The organism is Micromonospora sp. NPDC049004, assembly GCF_040649315.1.
Classification (GTDB): domain Bacteria; phylum Actinomycetota; class Actinomycetes; order Mycobacteriales; family Micromonosporaceae; genus Micromonospora.
The window spans coordinates 759,205-777,927 of the sequence record NZ_JBEZFG010000003.1 but is presented as its reverse complement, the minus strand read 5'-3'; the positions used below and the strand labels follow the sequence as shown (position 1 = coordinate 777,927).

Annotated in this window: 16 protein-coding genes; 8 read left to right on the top strand and 8 right to left on the bottom strand. The window is 73.2% G+C overall.

Going from position 1 to position 18,723, the window contains the following annotated elements; translation table 11 throughout:
• Positions 1 to 5 precede the first annotated feature (5 nt).
• Positions 6 to 419, top strand: a complete 414-nt coding sequence (locus AB0B97_RS12770) for a roadblock/LC7 domain-containing protein (RefSeq protein ID WP_197281421.1) — start codon at positions 6 to 8, stop codon at positions 417 to 419.
• A 79-nt stretch (positions 420 to 498) separates the two neighbouring features.
• Here the strand turns inward: AB0B97_RS12770 and AB0B97_RS12765 are convergent, their stop codons facing one another.
• On the bottom strand, positions 499 to 1,842 hold the full coding sequence (locus AB0B97_RS12765; protein ID WP_357493213.1) for a GH1 family beta-glucosidase: 1,344 nt from the start codon (positions 1,840 to 1,842) through the stop codon (positions 499 to 501).
• A gap of 843 nt (positions 1,843 to 2,685) precedes the next feature.
• On the opposite strand from AB0B97_RS12765, the gene AB0B97_RS12760 reads away from it, so the two are divergent.
• Positions 2,686 to 5,592 carry a glycoside hydrolase family 48 protein gene (locus AB0B97_RS12760; protein ID WP_357493210.1) on the top strand — a complete coding sequence of 969 codons (2,907 nt, stop codon included), beginning with the start codon at positions 2,686 to 2,688 and terminating at the stop codon, positions 5,590 to 5,592.
• A gap of 284 nt (positions 5,593 to 5,876) precedes the next feature.
• Here AB0B97_RS12760 and AB0B97_RS12755 read toward each other — a convergent pair whose 3' ends face one another.
• The gene (locus tag AB0B97_RS12755) at positions 5,877 to 6,539 is read right to left on the bottom strand and encodes a DUF3159 domain-containing protein (protein ID WP_357493442.1); all 663 of its coding nucleotides are present in this window, start codon (positions 6,537 to 6,539) and stop codon (positions 5,877 to 5,879) included.
• 185 nt (positions 6,540 to 6,724) lie between these two features.
• Between AB0B97_RS12755 and AB0B97_RS12750 the strand changes: the two genes are divergently transcribed.
• Positions 6,725 to 7,612 (top strand): phosphatase PAP2 family protein, encoded by an 888-nt coding sequence (locus tag AB0B97_RS12750; protein WP_357493208.1) that lies wholly within the window; start codon positions 6,725 to 6,727, stop codon positions 7,610 to 7,612.
• Between the two features lie 8 nt (positions 7,613 to 7,620).
• On the top strand, positions 7,621 to 8,289 hold the full coding sequence (locus AB0B97_RS12745) for a maleylpyruvate isomerase N-terminal domain-containing protein (protein ID WP_357493440.1): 669 nt from the start codon (positions 7,621 to 7,623) through the stop codon (positions 8,287 to 8,289).
• A 98-nt stretch (positions 8,290 to 8,387) separates the two neighbouring features.
• On the opposite strand, the gene AB0B97_RS12740 is transcribed toward AB0B97_RS12745, so the two are convergent.
• Together AB0B97_RS12740 and AB0B97_RS12735 are read right to left on the bottom strand one after the other, a co-directional pair.
• Positions 8,388 to 9,251 carry a DUF1028 domain-containing protein gene (locus tag AB0B97_RS12740; protein ID WP_357493205.1) on the bottom strand — a complete coding sequence of 288 codons (864 nt, stop codon included), beginning with the start codon at positions 9,249 to 9,251 and terminating at the stop codon, positions 8,388 to 8,390.
• Positions 9,252 to 9,290: 39 nt separating this feature from the next.
• The gene (locus AB0B97_RS12735; protein ID WP_357493203.1) at positions 9,291 to 10,601 is read right to left on the bottom strand and encodes a low temperature requirement protein A; all 1,311 of its coding nucleotides are present in this window, start codon (positions 10,599 to 10,601) and stop codon (positions 9,291 to 9,293) included.
• A 64-nt stretch (positions 10,602 to 10,665) separates the two neighbouring features.
• Here AB0B97_RS12735 and AB0B97_RS12730 point away from each other — a divergent pair, with 64 nt between their 5' ends.
• Together AB0B97_RS12730 and AB0B97_RS12725 are read left to right on the top strand one after the other, a co-directional pair.
• Entirely contained in the window at positions 10,666 to 11,649 is a 984-nt protein-coding gene (locus AB0B97_RS12730) for an LLM class F420-dependent oxidoreductase (RefSeq protein ID WP_357493438.1), read from the top strand.
• Positions 11,646 to 12,437: an SDR family oxidoreductase gene (locus AB0B97_RS12725; protein ID WP_357493200.1), complete on the top strand. Its 792-nt coding sequence runs from the start codon at positions 11,646 to 11,648 to the stop codon at positions 12,435 to 12,437. Before AB0B97_RS12730 ends, AB0B97_RS12725 begins: the two co-directional genes overlap by 4 nt.
• Here the strand turns inward: AB0B97_RS12725 and AB0B97_RS12720 are convergent.
• Positions 12,434 to 13,237: a class I SAM-dependent methyltransferase gene (locus tag AB0B97_RS12720; RefSeq protein WP_357493197.1), complete on the bottom strand. Its 804-nt coding sequence runs from the start codon at positions 13,235 to 13,237 to the stop codon at positions 12,434 to 12,436. The two genes, AB0B97_RS12725 and AB0B97_RS12720, sit on opposite strands and share 4 nt — an antisense overlap.
• A 6-nt stretch (positions 13,238 to 13,243) precedes the next feature.
• On the opposite strand from AB0B97_RS12720, the gene AB0B97_RS12715 reads away from it, so the two are divergent.
• Positions 13,244 to 13,510, top strand: coding sequence for a hypothetical protein (locus AB0B97_RS12715; protein WP_357493195.1), 267 nt, complete (start codon positions 13,244 to 13,246; stop codon positions 13,508 to 13,510).
• Entirely contained in the window at positions 13,497 to 14,057 is a 561-nt protein-coding gene (locus AB0B97_RS12710) for a hypothetical protein (RefSeq protein WP_357493193.1), read from the top strand. The genes AB0B97_RS12715 and AB0B97_RS12710 overlap by 14 nt, the downstream gene beginning before the upstream one ends.
• A gap of 19 nt (positions 14,058 to 14,076) precedes the next feature.
• Here the strand turns inward: AB0B97_RS12710 and AB0B97_RS12705 are convergent, their stop codons facing one another.
• The 3 genes from AB0B97_RS12705 to AB0B97_RS12695 form a co-directional block, all read right to left on the bottom strand.
• Positions 14,077 to 16,458: a transglutaminaseTgpA domain-containing protein gene (locus AB0B97_RS12705; RefSeq protein WP_357493436.1), complete on the bottom strand. Its 2,382-nt coding sequence runs from the start codon at positions 16,456 to 16,458 to the stop codon at positions 14,077 to 14,079.
• Positions 16,459 to 16,538: 80 nt separating this feature from the next.
• Positions 16,539 to 17,696: a DUF58 domain-containing protein gene (locus AB0B97_RS12700; protein ID WP_357493191.1), complete on the bottom strand. Its 1,158-nt coding sequence runs from the start codon at positions 17,694 to 17,696 to the stop codon at positions 16,539 to 16,541.
• Positions 17,697 to 17,710: 14 nt separating this feature from the next.
• On the bottom strand, positions 17,711 to 18,706 hold the full coding sequence (locus AB0B97_RS12695) for a MoxR family ATPase (protein ID WP_234587888.1): 996 nt from the start codon (positions 18,704 to 18,706) through the stop codon (positions 17,711 to 17,713).
• Positions 18,707 to 18,723 lie beyond the last annotated feature (17 nt).

Genomic DNA, 18,723 nt, shown 5'->3' with positions numbered 1-18,723 from the left:
CGACGTTGAGCCAGGAGGCACGTGACCTGAGCTGGCTGGTGAGCGCGTTCGCGGAGCGGGTGCCGGGTGTGGCGCACGCGGTGGTGGTCTCCTCCGACGGGCTGCTGGTGGCCATCTCCGACCATCTGCCCCGCGACCACGCCGACAAGCTCGCCGCGGTGACGTCCGGGCTGATGAGCATCACGGCGGGCGCGGCGCAGATGTTCGACGGCGACATCGTCAAGCAAACGGTGGTCGAGATGGGCCGGGGCTACTTCCTCGTGATGCAGGTCCGCGACGGGTCGATCCTGGCCACGCTCGCGGCCGGCGATGCGGACATCGGCGTGGTGGGCTACGAGATGGCCCGGTTGGCGAAGCAGGCGGGGGAGATGCTCACCCCTGCCCTGCGGGCGGAGTTGCAGCAGGCGCTGCCCCGCTGAACGTTCCCGACCGGAACCCGGACGGTCACCGGCTCACCCGGAGCCGAGCCGTCCGGGCCCGGCCGTCCGGGCGGCCCGCTCAGAAACCGCCCTCGGCGATGACGGAGCGGTACCAGTGGGCGCTGCGCTTGAGCACCCGACGCTGGGTGGTGTAGTCCACGTAGACCAGGCCCCAGCGTTGGTCGTACCCTTCGTCCCACTCGAAGTTGTCGAGCATCGACCACACGTGGAAGCTCTCCAGCGGCACTCCGGCGCTGATGGCGCGGTGCGCGGCGGCCAGGTGGTCGCGCAGGAAGGTGATCCGGCCGCTGTCGTCGACTGTGTCGTCGGCGGCCAGGGTGTCGGGGGTGGGCAGGCCGTTCTCGGTGACGGTGAGCGGGATCGGGCCGTAGTCACGGGTGACCCGGGTCAGGATGTCGTACATCCCGTCGGGGTAGATCTGCTGCCAACCGGCCTCGGAGGTCGGCCACCGGTGTTCGGTGCTGCCGTCGGCGGTGACGTAGATGGGCGTGTAGTACTGCACGGCCAGCAGGTCGACCGGGGCCGAGATCACCGCCAGGTCGCCGTCGCGGATGCCGCGCACCATCCGGCTCTGCGGGCCCAGGTCGGCCAGCACATCCTGCGGGTAGCTGCCCTTGAGCAGCGAGTCGAGGTAGAGGCGGTTCTCGTAGCCGTCGTACAGCTGGGCGGCGGCGGCGGCCTCGGGGGAGTCGTCGGTGGGGTAGCAGGGGTGCAGGTTGAGCGCGGGGCCGATCCGGCCGGTGCCGTCGGCGGCGCGCAGCGCCCGGACCGCGAGACCGTGGGCCAGTTGCAGGTGATGGGCGACGAGGTAGGCGGCGTCCGGGTCCTGCCGGCCGGGCGCGTGGTGGCCCATGAGATAGCCGTTCTGCACGACGGTCTTGGGCTCGTTGATGGTGAGCCAGACGGGCACCCGGTCACCGAGGGCGGTGAAGACCGCGTCGGCGTAGTCGGCGAAGCGGTAGGCGGTGTCGCGGGACTCCCAGCCGTCGGCGTCCTGCAACGCCTGCGGCAGGTCCCAGTGGAACAGGGTGGCCATCGGGGCGATGCCGCGCTCGTGCAGGCCGTCCAGGAGACGGCGGTAGAAGTCGAGCCCGCGCTGGTTGGGCGCTCCGGTGCCGTCGGGCTGGACGCGGGGCCAGGAGATGGAGAAGCGGTAGCTGCGCAGACCCAGGTCGCGCATCAGGTCGAGGTCTTCGGCGTACCGGTGGTAGTGGTCGGCGGCCACGTCGCCGGTGTCGCCGTTGCGGGTGCGCCCGGGGACACGGCTGAAGGTGTCCCAGACCGACTCGCCGCGGCCGTCCTCCTTGGTGGCGCCCTCGATCTGGTAAGCGGAGGTGGCCGCGCCCCAGCCGAAGTCGCGGGGAAAGCGCAGCGGGCCGGCGGGCCCGGTAGGTATCGACATGGATTCTCCTCGTGGATACGGGGCCGCCGCCGAGATTCGGGAGCGCTCCCAGGATAGGCCAGGAGCGGCCGGCCCGGTGAGCCGGCCGTCAGGGCGGCCGGCGTGACGGGTCGAGGCGGGTGAGGGCCCCGGACAGCGAACGAGGCCGACCGGGCGGCGCTTCGCGCCTGTCCCGTCGGCCTCTTTTCCCATTGTGTACGGGGGTTTAGTGTGGGGACGGGGGAGGGCAACCCCCGTCCCCACCGTAACTGCACACACACGGGCGGAATTTGGGTCCTGCCGTGCGTGTCGCGCGGGAGCCGGGCCACGCGAGTGGCTCTGGTTCCACCTCCCTCCCTGTGGCGGGATGATGGCTGACGGCGGCGTCCGGGCTGGCCCGCCGTCGGCCTTCGGGTTGGTTCCCCGGGCCCGCCACGAGGACGGTCCCGGTGATCTTCCAGTTGGAACCTTTGTCGATGGAAGCGCTCCCATCGACCGATGTTGCGACTGTAACGCCCGTCACGCCTTTGTGAAAGACCCAAAACGAGATCGAAACAACTGGGTGATCCCGCCCCCTGTGCGCTTGTTGTGGGAGCGCTTCCATGGCACACTGTCGATTCAACGCGACAGGAGCCAGATCGCGTGGGCGTGGGTCCGCCGAGGGCAGCCGGCAGCACGACTTCCGGTCACGGCACCCGATCGCAGCCGGCGGGACCCCCTCCCGCGCGGGCCGCACCGCCGTACCCCGGCCGGGCCCGGGGCGACCACCTTCCCGGCGCCTCGAATCCCCCGCGTACCACCACACCTGCGGGCAGGCGCCTCGCCGGGGACCACCCCGGCCTGGTCCGAGGAGACACCGCGCACATGAGACAACTGGCACGACGCCGCCGAGTGGCGATTCTCGCCGCCGCCGCGCTCGCCATCGGCGGGGTGACGCTGCCCGCCGGCGCCGCGCAGGCAGCACCCGCCTGCGACGTGGTCTACGCGACCAACGACTGGAACACCGGCTTCACCGCGAACGTGACCATCAAGAACCTGGGCGACGCGGTCAGCAACTGGACCCTCAAGTGGACCTTCCCGAACAGCAGCCAACGAGTCACCCAGGGCTGGTCGGCCAGGTTCAGCCAGTCCGGCAGTGAGGTCACCGCGACCAACGAGTCGTACAACGGCAACCTCGGCACCGGTGCTTCCACCACCATCGGCTTCAACGGCTCCTACTCGGGCAGCAACCCGAAGCCCACCTCGTTCACCCTGAACGGCACCTCCTGCAACGGCACCCCGGCCAACCAGCCGCCGACCGTCTCCCTCGCCCTGCCGAGCGGGCCGTTCACCGCCCCGGCCGACGTGCCGCTGACCGCCACGGCCAGCGATCCGGACGGGACGATCAGCAAGGTCGAGTTCTACCGCAACGGCCTGCTGATCAACACCGACACCACCGCGCCGTACGCGTACACGCAGGAGGACCTGCCGGCCGGCAACTACACGGTGCAGGCCAAGGCGTACGACAACGCCAACGGCATCGGGGTCGCCGAGAAGGCGTTCACCGTCGGCGCCGCCAGCGGCCCGACGCTGATCGCCACGCCGTCCGCGGTCAGCGTCAACGAGGGTGGCACGACCACCTTCAACCTCAAGCTCAGCGCCGCGCCGACGACCAGCGTGCCGGTCACCCTCACCCCCAGCGGGGACACCGACATCACGGTCTCGCCGACCAGCGCCACGCTGACGCCGACCAACTGGAACACCGGGGTCACCGTCACGGTCGCCGCGGCGGAGGACACCGACACCGTCGGCGGCGCCGCCACCATCACCGCGTCCGCCACCGGTCTCGCGCCCCTGGCGGTCACCGCCACGGAGATCGACAACGACACTCCCGGCGGCGACAACGCCTACATCAAGAAGTTCCTCGACCAGTACGGCAAGATCAAGAACTCGGGCTACTTCAGCCCCGAGGGCGTGCCGTACCACTCGGTCGAGACGTTGATCGTCGAGGCGCCCGACCACGGCCACGAGACCACCTCGGAAGCGTTCAGCTTCTGGATCTGGCTCGAGGCCCAGTACGGCCGCGTCACCCAGAACTGGGCGCCGTTCAACAACGCCTGGACGGTGATGGAGAAGTACATCATCCCGTCGCACGCCGACCAGCCCACCGCGGGCTCCGCCGGCACCCCGCAGTACGCCGCCGAGTACAACCTGCCCAGCCAGTACCCCTCGGCGTTGCAGCCCAACATCTCCGTCGGGCAGGACCCGCTCCGCTCGGAGCTCCAGTCCACCTACGGCACCGGCGACATCTACGGCATGCACTGGCTGATGGACGTCGACAACACCTACGGCTTCGGCCACTGTGGTGACGGCACCACCAAGCCGGCGTACATCAACACGTTCCAGCGGGGCACGCAGGAGTCGGTGTGGGAGACCGTCCCGCAGCCGTCCTGCGACACCTTCAAGCACGGCGGTCAGTACGGCTACCTCGACCTGTTCGTCAAGGACACCGGCGCTCCCGCCAAGCAGTGGAAGTACACCAACGCCCCGGACGCCGACGCCCGTGCCGTGCAGGCCGCGTACTGGGCGCTGACCTGGGCCAAGGCGCAGGGCAAGCAGGCCGACGTCGCCGCCACCGTGGCCAAGGCCGCCAAGATGGGCGACTACCTGCGGTACGCGATGTTCGACAAGTACTTCAAGAAGATCGGCAACTGCGTCGGGGCCAGCACCTGCCCCGCCGGCAGCGGCAAGGACTCGGCGCACTACCTGCTGTCCTGGTACTACGCCTGGGGCGGCGCGTACGACACCAGCCAGAACTGGTCCTGGCGGATCGGTTCCAGCCACAACCACTTCGGCTACCAGAACCCGTTCGCGGCCTGGGCGCTGACCAACACCCCGGAGCTCAAGCCGCAGTCGTCGACAGCTGTCGCCGACTGGACCAAGAGCTTCGACCGGCAGTTGGAGTTCTACACCTGGCTGCAGTCGTCCGAGGGCGGCATCGCCGGCGGCGCGACCAACAGCTGGGACGGCAGCTACGCCCAGCCGCCGTCGGGCACTAGCACCTTCTACGGCATGTTCTACGACGTCGACCCGGTCTACAACGACCCGCCGTCGAACCAGTGGTTCGGCATGCAGGCGTGGTCGATGCAGCGGATCGCCGAGCTGTATCTGCAGACCGGCAACGCGAAGGCCAAGGCGCTGCTGGACAAGTGGGTGCCGTGGGCGATCGCCAACACGACCGTCGGCACCAACTGGTCGATCCCGTCGGACATGAAGTGGACCGGTCAGCCGACCACCTGGAACCCGTCCAGCCCGCAGCCCAACACCAACCTGCACGTCGAGGTGATCAGCAAGGGCCAGGACGTCGGCGTCGCCGCCTCCTACGCCCGGACCCTGATCGCGTACGCGGCCAAGTCGGGCAACGCGGCGGCGAAGACCACCGCCAAGGGCCTGCTGGACGCGCTCGACGCCGCCAGTGACGCGAAGGGCGTCTCCACCACCGAGACGCGGGGCGACTACAAGCGCTTCGACGACGTCTACGACGCGTCCACCGGGCAGGGCCTCTACGTCCCGCCGGGCTGGACCGGGAAGATGCCGAACGGTGACGCCATCGCCGCCGGCAAGAGCTTCCTCGACATCCGGTCCTTCTACAAGAACGACCCCGACTGGCCCAAGGTGCAGGCGTACCTGAACGGTGGTGCGGAGCCCAGCTTCAACTACCACCGCTTCTGGGCGCAGGCCGACGTGGCCATGGCGTACGCCGACTACGGGACCCTGTTCCCGAACGGCTGACAACGACCCGGGGTGGGTGGAGTGCCCCGCCCACCCCGGGGTTCGGCCGGGTCCGGGGGAACGACGGGACCCGGCCGGCGGACGGCCTGACACCCACGGTCAGGCCGGGGTGGGCCGGTCATCTGGCCAACGCAGCGGGTCGACCGGCCCACCCCACCGCCCGGACTGAAGACTGCCGCGAAAAAGCCCAGAAATTCCGGCTGTCGCGGGATCACACCACAGAGGATGACGGAGTAACGTACGTCACCGGAGAGGCCGCTCCCCCCGTGGCGGCCTCTCCACTTTTATGCCCGCCGGGACCCGTGCCCTGCCTGCTCGTCGGGCCGGACGTCCGGGTCGCCGGTGACCGGGTGACGCAGCCCCGGGTGCCCGGTCGGCAACGACCGGCGCAGCACCACCCAACTCACCGCCAGCGCCGCCGCGACCAGCGGCCAGGTCAACGCGATCCGGGCCACCACGAGCGCGAGCACCTGCCCACTCAGGTACAGCGGGACGAACACCGCCACCCGCACCACATAGGTCGCCGTCCACACCCAACTGGCCCTGCCGTACCCGCGCAGCAGCGCCGGGTCCCGCCGCCACCGGGTCCGCTGGCCCAGCGCCGCGCCGACCAGCACGCCGAGCAGCGGCCAGCGCACCACGATGCTCACGGCCCAGGCCAGCGCGCTGGCGGCGTTCGACAGCAGCTGGATCAGAAAGAAGTTCTCGGCCCGCCCGGTCCGCACCGCGATCAGCGCCGCGACGCAGACGGCGAGCAGCCCGATCAGCACCGAGCGCGGGCGGTCACCCCGCCGCAGCCGTACGCCGGCCACCACGACGCCCACGGCGAGCGCCGCGCCCACCCCGGCCCACAGCGACTCGCCCCCGATCAGCCAGCCCAGCGCGAACGCCACCGGCGGCAGCGTGGCGTCCACCGCGCCCCGCCGACCGCCCAGCAGGTCCGCCAGGGACTCGACCGGGGCCGTCCCACCGGCGTGTGGACCGGCCGCCGCCGCCCGGTCCGGCCCGGGCTCGACCTGGCCGGACTCCCGCCCCGGTGTGCCGTCCACCGCCACCTCCTCGCCTCGGTCCCAACCTAACCGGCGGGAGCCGGTGGGCCACCGACCGACCGGCCGGCACCGGCCGCTACGGTGTGCGGATGCGCGCGACGGCACGGGGTTGGACCGCGGTCTGGTTGGTCGTACTGGCCCTCGTCCAGGCGGCCGCCTTCCTCGCCGTCTGGCGGGTGGCCCTGCACACCGAGATCGGCCAGTGGGTCGACACTGTCGCACTGACCGGCAACCAGATCGGCCACGACCGCATCGACGGTCCGGTGGACCGGATCCTCAACGCGATGTCGGTGGTCTCCCTGCTCGCTGCCACCGCGATGATCGGCTTCATCGCGCTCATCCGGGGGCGGATCGCCCTGGCCGTCACCGCGACCCTGCTCATCGCCGGGGCGAACGTCTCCACCCAACTGCTCAAGTACGGCCTGAGCCGGCCCGACCTCGGCCTCGACCCGGACCGCGCAGCGGTGGGCAACAGCCTCCCCAGCGGGCACACCGCCGTGGCCGCTTCGGTGGCGGTCGCGCTCATGCTCGTCCTGCCGCCAAAGGTGCGGGCCGTCGGCGCCTTCGTCGGCGCGAGTTACGCCGCCCTCGCCGGCGTGGCGACCCTGTCCGCCGGTTGGCACCGGCCCAGCGACGCGGTCGCCGCCTACCTGGTGGTGGGCGTCTGGGCGGCGCTGGCGGGACTGGTCCTGCTGATCACCCAACGCGAGCAGGCCCAGATCGCGCCCGGCGACGCCCACCGCGTCGCCGCGATCGTGCTCGGCGTGGCCGGCGTGCTCGCCCTGATCGCCTCCGGGCTGGCCCTCACCTGGCTGGTGGACCTGCGCGGGACCGGGCCGGAGGAGTTGAGCCGCCGCCCGCTCTTCGTCGGGTACGCGGGCAGCGCCGCCGGCATCGCCGGCACGATGGCGCTGGTGATGGCGCTGGTGCTGACCGTCGTGCATCGGCTGGTGCCGAGGGTCAAGGGGTGAGCCGACCGATGGACCCGGTTCGTGCCGCGTTCCGTGCCGAGTGCGGACGGCTCACCGAGGTCCTGGCCGAGGTGGACGACGTCGACCTCGACCGGCCCACCCCCTGCCCGCCGTGGACCGTCCGGGAGTTGCTCGCGCACGTGCGTACCGGCGCCGGACGGTTGGCCGACATGCTCGCCGCCCCCGCACCTCCGCGCGCCGAGGTGGACGCCGCCCGCTACTTCGGCGCGGCGAAGTTCACCCCGCAGGTGGACGCCGACCGCATCGCCGGCGGCCGCCGCGACGCGCGGCAGGCGAGCGGGGAGGCGTTGGCGACCGGGTTCGAGCGGGCCTGGCGGGCCGCCGACGCGGCGGTCGCCGGAGCCCCGCCCGATCGGGTGGTCCGGACCCGCCACGGCGATGCGATGCTCCTGCACGAGTTCCTGCGGACCCGGGTGGTCGAGGTGGGCGTGCACGGCCTGGACCTGGCGGCGGCGCTGGACCGCCAGCCGTGGCTCACACCGCACGCCGCCGCGGTGATCGCCGACCTGCTCACCGCGGGGCGACCCACGCCTGCCGCGTTGGGCTGGGACCGGCTGACCCTGATCCGCAAGACCACCGGACGTGCCGCGCTGACCGGCCCGGAACGGGCCGCGATCGACGCCGCCGGCTTCCGCTGGCTCGCCTTCGGCCGCTGACCCGACCGCGCTGACCCGTCAGCGGGTGCCGCCGGCGCCGCTTTGGTCGGTCGGCTCGCCGGACCGGGCGCGGGCCCGGGTGACGCCGGGCTGCCCGGTCAGCTCGCCGGGCGGGGTGCGGGAACGTGCGGGGCGACGCCCCGCAGGTGCGTGAGCACCACCGGGTCGATGCGGCCCGGCACCAGCCGCTCCTCCAGGTTCTCCAGCCCCGCCCAGGAGAACAGCGCCGCCTCCGGCCCGTCGTCGCCGACCGGGTGACCCAGCGCGGTGAGCAACGTCGCGACCTCGTCGGCGACCGCGCCGCTCAGGTCGAGCAGGGTCGCCGGGTCGGGTCGGCTGAACAGCAGGGTGTGCACGGCCAGCAGCCGGCCCAGTTCGGTGACCGGGTCGGGGTGGTCGTCCACCCGCAGGTCGATCAGCACGTCGCTGGTGCCGCCGTACCCTCCGCCGCGCTCGACCACCAGCAGACCGGCGCTCTGCCGGCCGCGCCGGTCCCCACCGGCCTCGTCACCGGCGCGCAGCGCGGCGACCAGCCGCTCGGCGAACGGCAGCGCCGAGGAGGCCAGCCACGTGTCGCCCAGCGCGTCGACGACCTCCGGGCCGGTGAGGATGTTGCCCTGCGCGGCCCAGCCGTCGCCGGTGCGCCCGCCGGCCCACGGGTGGCAGGCCGGGCCGGTCCAGCTCGCGCCCGGCCCGCTGACGCCCACCACGCCGAGCTGCCGGTGCTCCCGCTCGGCGTCGGCGGCGACCAGGCCGGCCACCACGTCGGCGGCGCCCACCCCGGTGCGCAGCAGAGTCAGCCCCTGCGGGCGGTAGGCGAGATTGACGTGCGCCTGGGTGGCCAGCGCGCCGACCTCGGCCTGCGCGGCCGGCACCAGCGCCCCGGCGGCGAGGAACTTGCTGGCCACGACGACGCCGTGGCGGCGGCCGTCGGCGGATCGGGCGACGAGGGAGAAGGTCACCCGCCGAGACTATCCGGCCGTTCGGCGTACGCCGACGGCTCAGAACGGTGTCGCGGCGGCCTCCGGCGGCCCGCCCCGCGCCCGGCGGGCGTCGGCGACCGCGACGCCGCCCAGCACGACCACTCCGGCGGCCGACGCGGCCAACCCCGGCAGGAACAGCAGCGGTACGGCCACCGCCGCCAGCACCAGGATGGCGATCCAGCGCGACGGGGAGACCCGCCCGAACACCTCGTACTCGAAGCGGGCCCGGCCGGCCAGGAACAGCGCGGGTCCGCCGAGCGTCATGGCCAGCCACGTCGGTGGGGCATGGCCCAGCGGGTGGTCGATGATCAGCTCGTAGCCGACCGCCGTGGCGGCCAGGCCGACCACCATGACCAGGTGCGTGTCCGCCGCCGAGCGACCGATGTTGGCCGGGTGACGGGCCGTCATCACCGCCTCGGCCAGGATCTGCCCGGCGCGCTGGACGTAGATCCGCCACAGCATGATCGACGTGGCCACCGCGAGCGCGAAGGCCAACGCGTGCCCCGACTCGTAGGTGCCCTTGCTGTAGGCGAAACCGGCCACCAGGATCGTCTCGCCCAGCGCCACGAGGAAGAACTGCTGGTACCGCTCGGCCAGGTGCTCCCCGGCGATCTCCCACTTCGAGACCGTCGACCGGCCCAGGCCCGGCACCGGCCAGCCGCACCGCGCCGCCAGGTACTCGATGAGCAGCGCCAGCGTCCAGAGCACCACCTGCCCGTTGGTGGCCAGCAACGCCCCACCGATCCAGAACACCCCGCTGACGGCGAAGACCACTGTCATCCGCACCTTCAGCCGGCGGTACGGATGTGGCCCCAACGCGATCGACAGGATCAGCGGCCGGGTCACCTGCGCGATGACGTACGCCGTCGCGAACATCAGCGAGGTCTCGCTGAAGGCCCGGGGGATCGCGACCCCCATCACCATGCTGGACACGAGCGCGGTCAACACCACTGTCTGCAGCGGCGCCCGGTACGGGTCGTAGCGGCTGGTCGTCCACGCGGTGCCCTGCCAGACCGACCAGAGGGCCAGCAGCAACAGCAGCGTCTTGCCACTGCCGGTGACCGCCGCCCAGAAGTGCTGCCGCGCCGGGCTCTCGGTCAGGTCCTCGAACGCGCGCGCGGAGATCCGGGTGAGCGCGAAGACGTAGACCAGGTCGAAGAAGAGCTCCAGGAACGTGGCCCGACCGGGCGCGGCCGCCGCCGGAACCGGCTCCAGGTGTCCCGCCGCCCTGGAACCCATGGTCAGCGGCCTGCGCCGGTGCTCCGGTCCACCTCGAAGTCGTAGCACCTCGGCCGGGGCGCGCAGCCGCGAACCGGCGATTCTGCCCACTTCGGGGATCTTGCTCGCAGGCACCGTCAACGGGCACGATCGATCGGTGACGAATCGATGGGGCATGACGGTGCCGTTGGGCGGGATCCCGCTGGCCGATCACCAGGCGGTCTACACGACCCTTGATCGCGCCGGGTTCACCGACGTGTGGTCCTCCGAGGTCGCCGGGACCGACGCGTTCACGCCGCTGGCCCTCGCCGCGGCGTGGCAGCCGCGGCTGCGGCTGGGCACCGCGATCACCCCGGTCTTCACCCGTGGCCCCGGGCTGCTCGCCATGAGCGCGGCGGCGCTCGCCGAGGCGGCACCGGGCCGGTTCGCGCTCGGCATCGGCGCGTCCTCGCCGGTGCTCGTGCGGGACTGGAACGCGGTGCGGTTCGACGAGCCGTTCCGGCGCACCCGCGACGTCCTGCGGTTCCTGCGCGCCGCGCTGCGCGGCGAGACGGTGGACGAGGTCTACGACACCTTCACCGTGCGCCGGTTCACCCTCGAACGGCCACCGGCGGTGCCGCCGCCGATCCTGCTCGCCGCGCTGCGCCCGGGCATGCTCCGGCTCGCCGGCGCCGAGGCCGACGGGGTCATCCTCAACTGGCTCAGCGCCGACGACGTGCCGCGGACCCTCGCCGAGTTGGGCGAGCGGCGTGCCGGCTTCGAGATCGCCGCCCGGATCTTCGTCTGCCCCACCGAGGACACCGCGTACGCCCGCACCCTCGGCCGCCGGCTGATCACCAGCTACCTCACCGTGCCGGCGTACGCCGAATTCCATCGGTGGCTCGGCCGCACGGAGGCGCTGGCGCCGATGTGGGAGGCCTGGGCGGCGGGTGACCGGCGTGCCGCCAGCGCGGCGGTGCCCGACGAGGTGGTCGACGCCCTGGTGCTGCACGGCTCGCCAGAGCGGTGCCGGGCCCAGGTCCGCCGCTACGCCGACGCCGGCGTGGACGTGCCGGTCCTCGCGCTGCTGCCCACTCCCGAGGTGACCGCCGGCAGCGCCGCCGCCCTGATGACCCTCATCGCCCGGTTGGGCACCGAGCCCGTGGGAGCGTCCGCGTGAACCTGACCGACCGGATCGCGGTGGTCACCGGCGGGGCCGGTGGCATCGGGGCGGCACTGGCACGGCGCTTCGCCACCGAGGGCGCCGCAGCGGTGATCGTCGCCGACCTGGACGCCGAGGCGGCCCACGCGGTGGCCGAGAGCATCGGCCCGGTGGCGCACGCCGCCGCCCTCGACGTCACCGACGAGGCCCAGGTCCGCGCGATCGTCGACGACACCGAACGACGCTTCGGCCGCATCGACCTGTTCTGCGCCAACGCGGGAGTGACCACCGGCGGGGGAGTGGAGGTCGACGACGCGGCCTGGGACCGCGCGTGGCGGGTCAACGTGCTCGCCCACGTCTACTCGGCCCGCGCGGTGCTACCCGGGATGCTCGCCCGCGGCGGCGGCCACCTGCTGCACACCTGCTCGGCGGCGGGGGTGCTGACCGCGGTGGGCGACGCCGCCTACACCACGACGAAGCACGCCTCGGTGGGCTTCGCCGAGTGGCTCGCCATCACCTACCGGGACCGGGGCATCCGGGTCAGCGCCCTCTGCCCGCAGGGTGTGGACACCCCGATGCTCGCCGACGGCATCGTCGAGGGCCACCTGGGCGCCCGGGTGATCGCCGCCTCCGGAGCGGTGCTCAGCCCGGACCAGGTGGCCGAGGCGACCATCGCCGGGCTGGCCGAGGAGCGGTTCCTGATCCTGCCGCACCCGGAGGTCGCCGACTACGCCCGCCGCCGCGCCGAGGACCCGGACGGCTGGCAGGCCGGCCTCCGCAAGCTGGTCCGCCGGCTGACCGCTTAACGCCCCGGGACGCGTCCGGCGACCAGGAGGTGCGCGCTCGATCCGACCAGCGCTGGCTCGGTGCTGTAGACGCGGGCCAGATCCAACGCCGCGGAGAAGACCGCGTCCTGCCCCGGCCCGCCCGCCGCGGCCTCCGCAGCCGTCCACGCGGGGCCCTCCACCCCGTGTACGACGACGTCGGTCAGCCCCGCCGCCGAACACTCGTCGGTGATCTCCTCGACCCGATGGAAGTAGGCATGGGTGAAACCGGTCCGTGGATCGTTGGTGCCGTCGGTCAGGAGGCTCTCGGCCTCGTCGAGGAGCCTCTCGTCGAGGCGTCCGGTGGCGGCGAAGTCCAGCGGGCCGGCGAAACGGGAGATGGCGGCGGCCACGACGTGACCGCCGGGGCGGGTGACCCGGACGGCCTCCCGTAGCGCCTTCAGCCGGTCGGCACGGTTCACCAGGTGGTAGAGCGGCCCCAGGAGGAGCGCCACGTCGTACGCGTCGTCGGCGTCGGGAAGCGCCCGCGCGTCGGCCACCCGGGCCTCGATGGGCGGCTGTCCGCCGCGTGCCTGGGCGACGTGACTCGGCACCAGGTCGACGAGGCGGACCTCGTAGCCGGCACCGGTGAGGGCCCTCGCGTACTCGCCAGTGCCTCCGCCGATGTCCAGGACGCGGGCACCCGGGCCGGGCAGGAGATCCCGCAGGAGCTGCGTCGTGCGGATCCACTCCAGCCGTGCCTGGGGGCGGGCGGACAGCCGCTGGTCCTCGCGGTAGCGCAGCGTGTAGTAGTCGACGATCTCGCTCGTGTGCTGATCCACCCCCCGATGCTCGTCGTCGCGCCTATTCGCCGCCACCGTGTTTCCGCTCCGGCGCGCGACTCCTCCCTCGAAGGCGGGAACGGGTTCACCTCCGCCGGGGAGGAGGCGCGCGTCCGGCCCGCAGATCATCGGTTCATGAATGCCACTCGATCCGCAGCGATCGACCGGGTGCGGCGATGGGCGGTGGCCTGCGGCGTCTTCGTCGTCGGTGCGATTGCCCTGCGTCTCTACCGGATCGCCCTCGACGATCGGAACGCGCATGACATCCACTGACTCGGGCCGTACCTGGGCCGCCGCTCCCGCGCCCTGGGCTGTCGGGGCCGCGTACGCCGTCCCGCTCTGCGTCCTGCCGTCCGCGATCTGGCGACTGTCCCTCGTGTTCACCGACGACGCCGTCACGACGTGGTACATGATCTTCCTGTCCGTCCTGTCGATGGGCCTGGCCCTGTCGACACTCGGGCTGGTGCACCACTGGGGACAGCAGGTGCCGCACTGGGTGCCGCTGTTCGGCAGGCGTTCGATCCCGGCACGCCCGGTCGTGCTCGCCGCGGTGGTCGGCGGCTCGTTGCTCGTCGCCATCTGCCTGTACCTGGTGCTGAACAGCACGTTCCACGTCGTGAACCGCGGCTGGGTGGGGATGGGGCGGGACGAACCGGCGCGCACCCCGCCCGGCTGGGACGTGCTGCGGTACTACGCACCGCTGGCCGCGTGGGGCCCCCTGGTGATTGCGGTGGCCGCCGACTACGGCCGCCGCGCCCGGCTCCGATCCCCCCAACCCGCCACCGGTGATCAAGAGGTTCGGGTCAGGAACGGGTCCTGACATGACGCGAACCTCTTGATCACCGCGTGGGTCGGCGGGCGTGGGAGTGGGGGGACCGGCGGGCCTGGTGCAGGGGGGAGGGGTGGACGGACCAGAGCAGGCGACGCCACCAGGGGCGGGCCGAGCGCAGGTTGGCGACGTAGGCCGTGGCCACCTCGGCGGCGCGGGCCGCCTGATCGGCCGCCGCGGCCTCGGGGGCGAAGCCCACCTGATTGAGCAGCGTCGCCAGTTCGTCGACTGCCGGCTCCGCGCTGGGCACGCCGCCGCCGGGTGTGGCGCTGCCGTTCGTGCCGCTGCCAGGTGCGCTGCCACCGCTGGTCGTGCCTGCTCGGGCTTCGGCAAGGGCCTGGCGGGCCTGCGCGGCCACCTCGGTCGCCGCCAGGTCGTCACCGACCGGACGGCCGGCCAGTCGCAACGCGTCGGTGACCTCCCGCCAGGCGCCGGCGATGCGCTGGCCGGGGTCACCCCCCGCCAACCGCTTGCGGGTGAGGGAGCGGCGCATCGCCACCAGGGTGAGCAGCAGCGCCCCCACCAGGAGCAGCAGCGCACCGCTGCCGCCCGCGACCAGCACCGGCGTGGACGCGCCACCCCGTGCGGGCGGGCCCTCGGCGGCGGCCACCGGCTCTGGCGACGCGATCGGCTCCACAGTGGGCGCCGGCGCCTCCGACGGCGGCGGGTCCTCCGGGGTCGGACGGAAATCCTCCTCCACCGGCCTCGGCTCGTTCTCCGGGCGGGGCAGCGGGTTGAACGCCACCCAACCCAACCCGTCGAAGAGCACCTCCGGCCAGGCGTACGCGTCACCGGCCCGCACCGGGCCCTGCCCACTGCAGGAGAAGCCGACCACCACCCTCGTCGGCAGACCGGAGAGCCGGCCGAGCACCGCGAACGAGGCCGCGAACTGCTCCGACGTCCCGCGCTGCCCGCCGCCGTTGCGCGGACCGAAGAGGAAGAACGCCAGATTCGGGTACGCGTGCCCGCTCGGCGCGTCGGCCACCACCCGGTAGTGCTCGGCCAGGAACTGCTCGATCGCCACCGCCCGCTCGTAGGGGGCGCCGTTCTCCTCGGCGAGCTGTGTCGCCAACCGGCGCATCGGGTCGGGCACCCCGTCGGCGACCCGCAGCACCCGGGCCACCTCCTCGCCGGCCGGCACGTTCGCGGTGGCCAGCAGGTTGTTGTCCGGGCGTTCCCGGGCCGACGTCACCGTGTACCGCAGCCCCGGCGTCAGTCCCTCCGGCCTGATCAGCGTGCCCGTCGCCGGGTCGTACGCCACCCGCGCCCCGCTGACCTCGCGCGGCGTCGCCACGGCCGGCAGCAGCCGACCGCTGAGCTCCGCCACGGTGATCTCCTGCCGAACACTGTCCACGGTGCTGTCCCGGGCCGGCGCGGTGGCCGGCAGGATCCGCCCCGCGTTGCGGTACGTCGCGCCGACCCGCCAGGTGATCCCGTCGTAGTCGCTGAGCACCGCCAACCGGATCTGTACGCTGCGACCCGCCTTCGAATCGTCCGCGCCGCCGGTCGCCTTCGGGTCGTTCCCAGCGTCGGCCGGCGGGGTGGCACCCACCGTGTTCACGTCGAGGAGTTTCTGCTCCGGGCGCAGCGCCCACCCGGAGATCCGGATCAGTGGGTTCTCGTCGAGCGTCTGCACCTGCGGTGGCTCCACGTACCGGCGCGGATCCACCGGACGCCCGTCGACCTGACCGGCGACCACCGGGCCGAGCAGCGCGACCAGGCCGATCACCAGCGCGACGCCGAGCGCCGCCGAGGCCGCGAGCCGAAGCCGTACCGCCGCGCGCGTCCCCGGGGCGAGACCGGCCGTCGGGTCACCGCCGGCCGACGGCGTACCCGAAGGCGCGGCCAGCCCGACCGCCGCGACCGCGACGAAGGCGACAGTCGTCCCGATCGCCGGTTCGGCGTTCGGGCCGACCACGTAGAGGGCCGCCGCGTAGAGCCCCGCCGCCGGCAGGTAGCCGAGCAGCACCCGGCCGGTGCGCAGCGCCACCTCCGCCCCGGCCAGACCGGCCAGCCAGGCCGCCACCACCGGGACCAGCACCGTGTCCGGTGTGGGCTCCACGGGAATCATCGCGGTGAGCAGCCGGGGAATGCCGTTGCGGGCGGCGTCCGCGCTCACCTCCAACAGGCTGCCCGGCAGGTCGGCGTGGGTGGCGGCCAGCCGCAACGCCCACAGCGTCCAGCCGGCCATCGCCGCCATCGACACCGGTGCGACAAGCCAGGACGGCAGCCGTCGGGTGGCGACGCTCACCAGCACCGAGCCCACCGCCGCGCCGATCACCAGCCGGGTCAGCAGGTCGCCCGCGTACACCCGACCGAGCACCACCCCGGCGAGCGCGGTGAGCGTGATCAGCGCCAGCGGCACGACGGCCGTCCGCAGCGCGCGTACCACCCGCGCCGCGGCGCTCGGGCCGCCGCCCGCCGGCGGCGCCTGTCGACGGGCCGCCGTCTCCTCCTGCGGCGCGATGCCCGTCACCACCGGCGTACCCCGTCCCACTCGGCGGCGAACTGCGCGCCGTCCGCCGCGTCGACCACCACCAGACCGGCAGTGCCCGCCGGCGTCGGCTCGGCCGCGCCGAACACCCCGACCACCACCGACGGGTACGCGCCGCGCAGCGCGCCGACGTGTCCCAACCCGTCCCGACCATCGGGGCCGGTCAGGAAGACAAGTGTGTCGCCGAGCCGGTCCTGGCGCAGCCGGGTCGTGACCGCGCGCAACGCGTCGGCCTCGTCGGACAGGTCGGCGGCGGCAAGCCGGTCCAGGGGCCCGAGCGCGGGGCCGTCCCCGCCGTCCCCCTGCTCCGGGCCGACCAGCAGCATCAACACCGGCAGGTCCGCGCGGTGCGCGGCGGTGACGACCGACGCCGCCGCCTCACACGCGGACTCGAACGACTCGGCCACCCCGCCGGACCGCTGCGGATGCGCGGCGGCCCGGTTGTCCAGGAGGACGACCAGGCGCGGCAGGCTGGTGTCCACGTTCTCGCGCACCATCAGCTCGCCGACCCGGGCACTCGTGCGCCAGTGCACCCGACGCAGTTCGTCACCCACCACGTACTCCCGCAGCGAGTCGAACGTGATCGACCCGTGCGGCACACCGTCCACCCGGCCGTCGAGGCTGCGGCCCGCGCCGCGGGGCACCGCCGTGAGCGGATGGATCCGGGGATGCACCCAGACCGGCGTCGTCCCGCCGTACGGGCGGGCCAGCGCCACCAACCCCAACGGGTCGCGCCGCGTCACCCGCAGCGGACCGACCGGCACCACCCCGCGACGGTCGGTCGGCACGTCGTAGCGGACCTCGGTGTCCCGACCGGGCCGCAGGCGCAGCAGCGGCACCGGCACGGCACGGCTCCCGCACCGGTCCTCGGCCAGTAGGTTCGCCGAGCGCAGCCGGCCGGCGTTGCGCACGGTGAGCGTCATGCTCGCCGGCTCCCCGCGCGCCACCCGGTCCGGGTCCGCCTGGCGGTCGACCACCAGTCGGGGCCGCCAGGCCGCGGTCAGCGCCGCGTAGCCGACGGCCGCGCCGGCCGCCGCGCCGAGCAACGTCAACTCGGGGTACGCGAAGCGGAACCCCAGGCCGAGCAGGACGACGGCGGCGACGAGCAGCCCGACTCCGCGGGCGGTGATCCCCATGGCGCTGCTGCCGGTCAGCCCTGCACCGGGGCGGGCTGCCCCGACGGCAGCGGCACCGGCACCGAGGCGATGGCCTGGCGCAGCACCTCCGCAGGGGTCACCCCGCGCACCTGCGCGTCCGGGGTCAGCAGCAGCCGGTGCGCGAACACCGGCTCGGCGAGCGCCTTCAGGTCCTCCGGCATGATCCAACCCCGACCGTCGATCAGCGCGTACGAGCACGCCGCCCGGGTCAACGCGATCACGCCCCGAGGGCTGACCCCGACGCGTACCTGCGGATGCGTGCGGGTGGCGGCGGCCAGCCGGACCGCGTACGCGTAGAGCGGCTCGGCGATGTGCACCCGGCGGGCCATCCGGACCATCTCCCCGACTGTCGCGGTGTCGGTGACCGGGGCGAGCGCCTCGGGGGAGCGGACCGTCGCGCCGCGCAGCACCTCCACCTCGACCGCCTCGTCCGGGTAGCCGACGGACAGCTTCACCAGGAAACGGTCGAGCTGCGCCTCGGGCAGCCGGTAGGTGCCGTCCATCTCGACCGGGTTCTGCGTGGCGACCACCAGGAACGGCGCGGGCACCGGGTGCCGGACGCCGTCCACAGTGACCGTGCGCTCCTCCATCACCTCCAGCAGCGCCGACTGGGTCTTCGGCGACGCCCGGTTGATCTCGTCGGCGATGACGATGTTGGCGAAGACCGGCCCCGGATGGAACTCGAAGTCACGGGTCGCCTGGTTGAAGATGGTCACGCCGGACACGTCCGAGGGGAGCAGGTCGGGCGTGAACTGGATGCGCCGCCACTCACCCTTCACCGTCGCGGCGATGGCCCGCGCCAGGGTCGTCTTACCGACCCCGGGCACGTCCTCCAGCAGCACATGACCCTGGGCGAAGAGCGCGGTCAACGCCAGCCGGACCACCTGCGGCTTGCCGAGCACCACCGCGTTGACGTTCTCGGCCAGCCGGGCGGCCAGGGCGGCGAAGCCCTGCACCTCCGGCTGGGTGAGCGGCTCGTGGGTGTTCACGATCGGTGGTGCTCCTC

Coding starts and splice junctions, on each gene's coding strand:
- AB0B97_RS12760 (WP_357493210.1), top strand. CDS start 2,686: ATGAGACAACTGGCACGACGCCGCCGAGTGGCGATTCTCGCCGCCGCC.
- AB0B97_RS12710 (WP_357493193.1), top strand. CDS start 13,497: ATGACATCCACTGACTCGGGCCGTACCTGGGCCGCCGCTCCCGCGCCC.
- AB0B97_RS12715 (WP_357493195.1), top strand. CDS start 13,244: ATGCTCGTCGTCGCGCCTATTCGCCGCCACCGTGTTTCCGCTCCGGCG.
- AB0B97_RS12730 (WP_357493438.1), top strand. CDS start 10,666: ATGACGGTGCCGTTGGGCGGGATCCCGCTGGCCGATCACCAGGCGGTC.
- AB0B97_RS12700 (WP_357493191.1), bottom strand. CDS start 17,696: ATGGGGATCACCGCCCGCGGAGTCGGGCTGCTCGTCGCCGCCGTCGTC.
- AB0B97_RS12745 (WP_357493440.1), top strand. CDS start 7,621: ATGGACCCGGTTCGTGCCGCGTTCCGTGCCGAGTGCGGACGGCTCACC.
- AB0B97_RS12765 (WP_357493213.1), bottom strand. CDS start 1,842: ATGTCGATACCTACCGGGCCCGCCGGCCCGCTGCGCTTTCCCCGCGAC.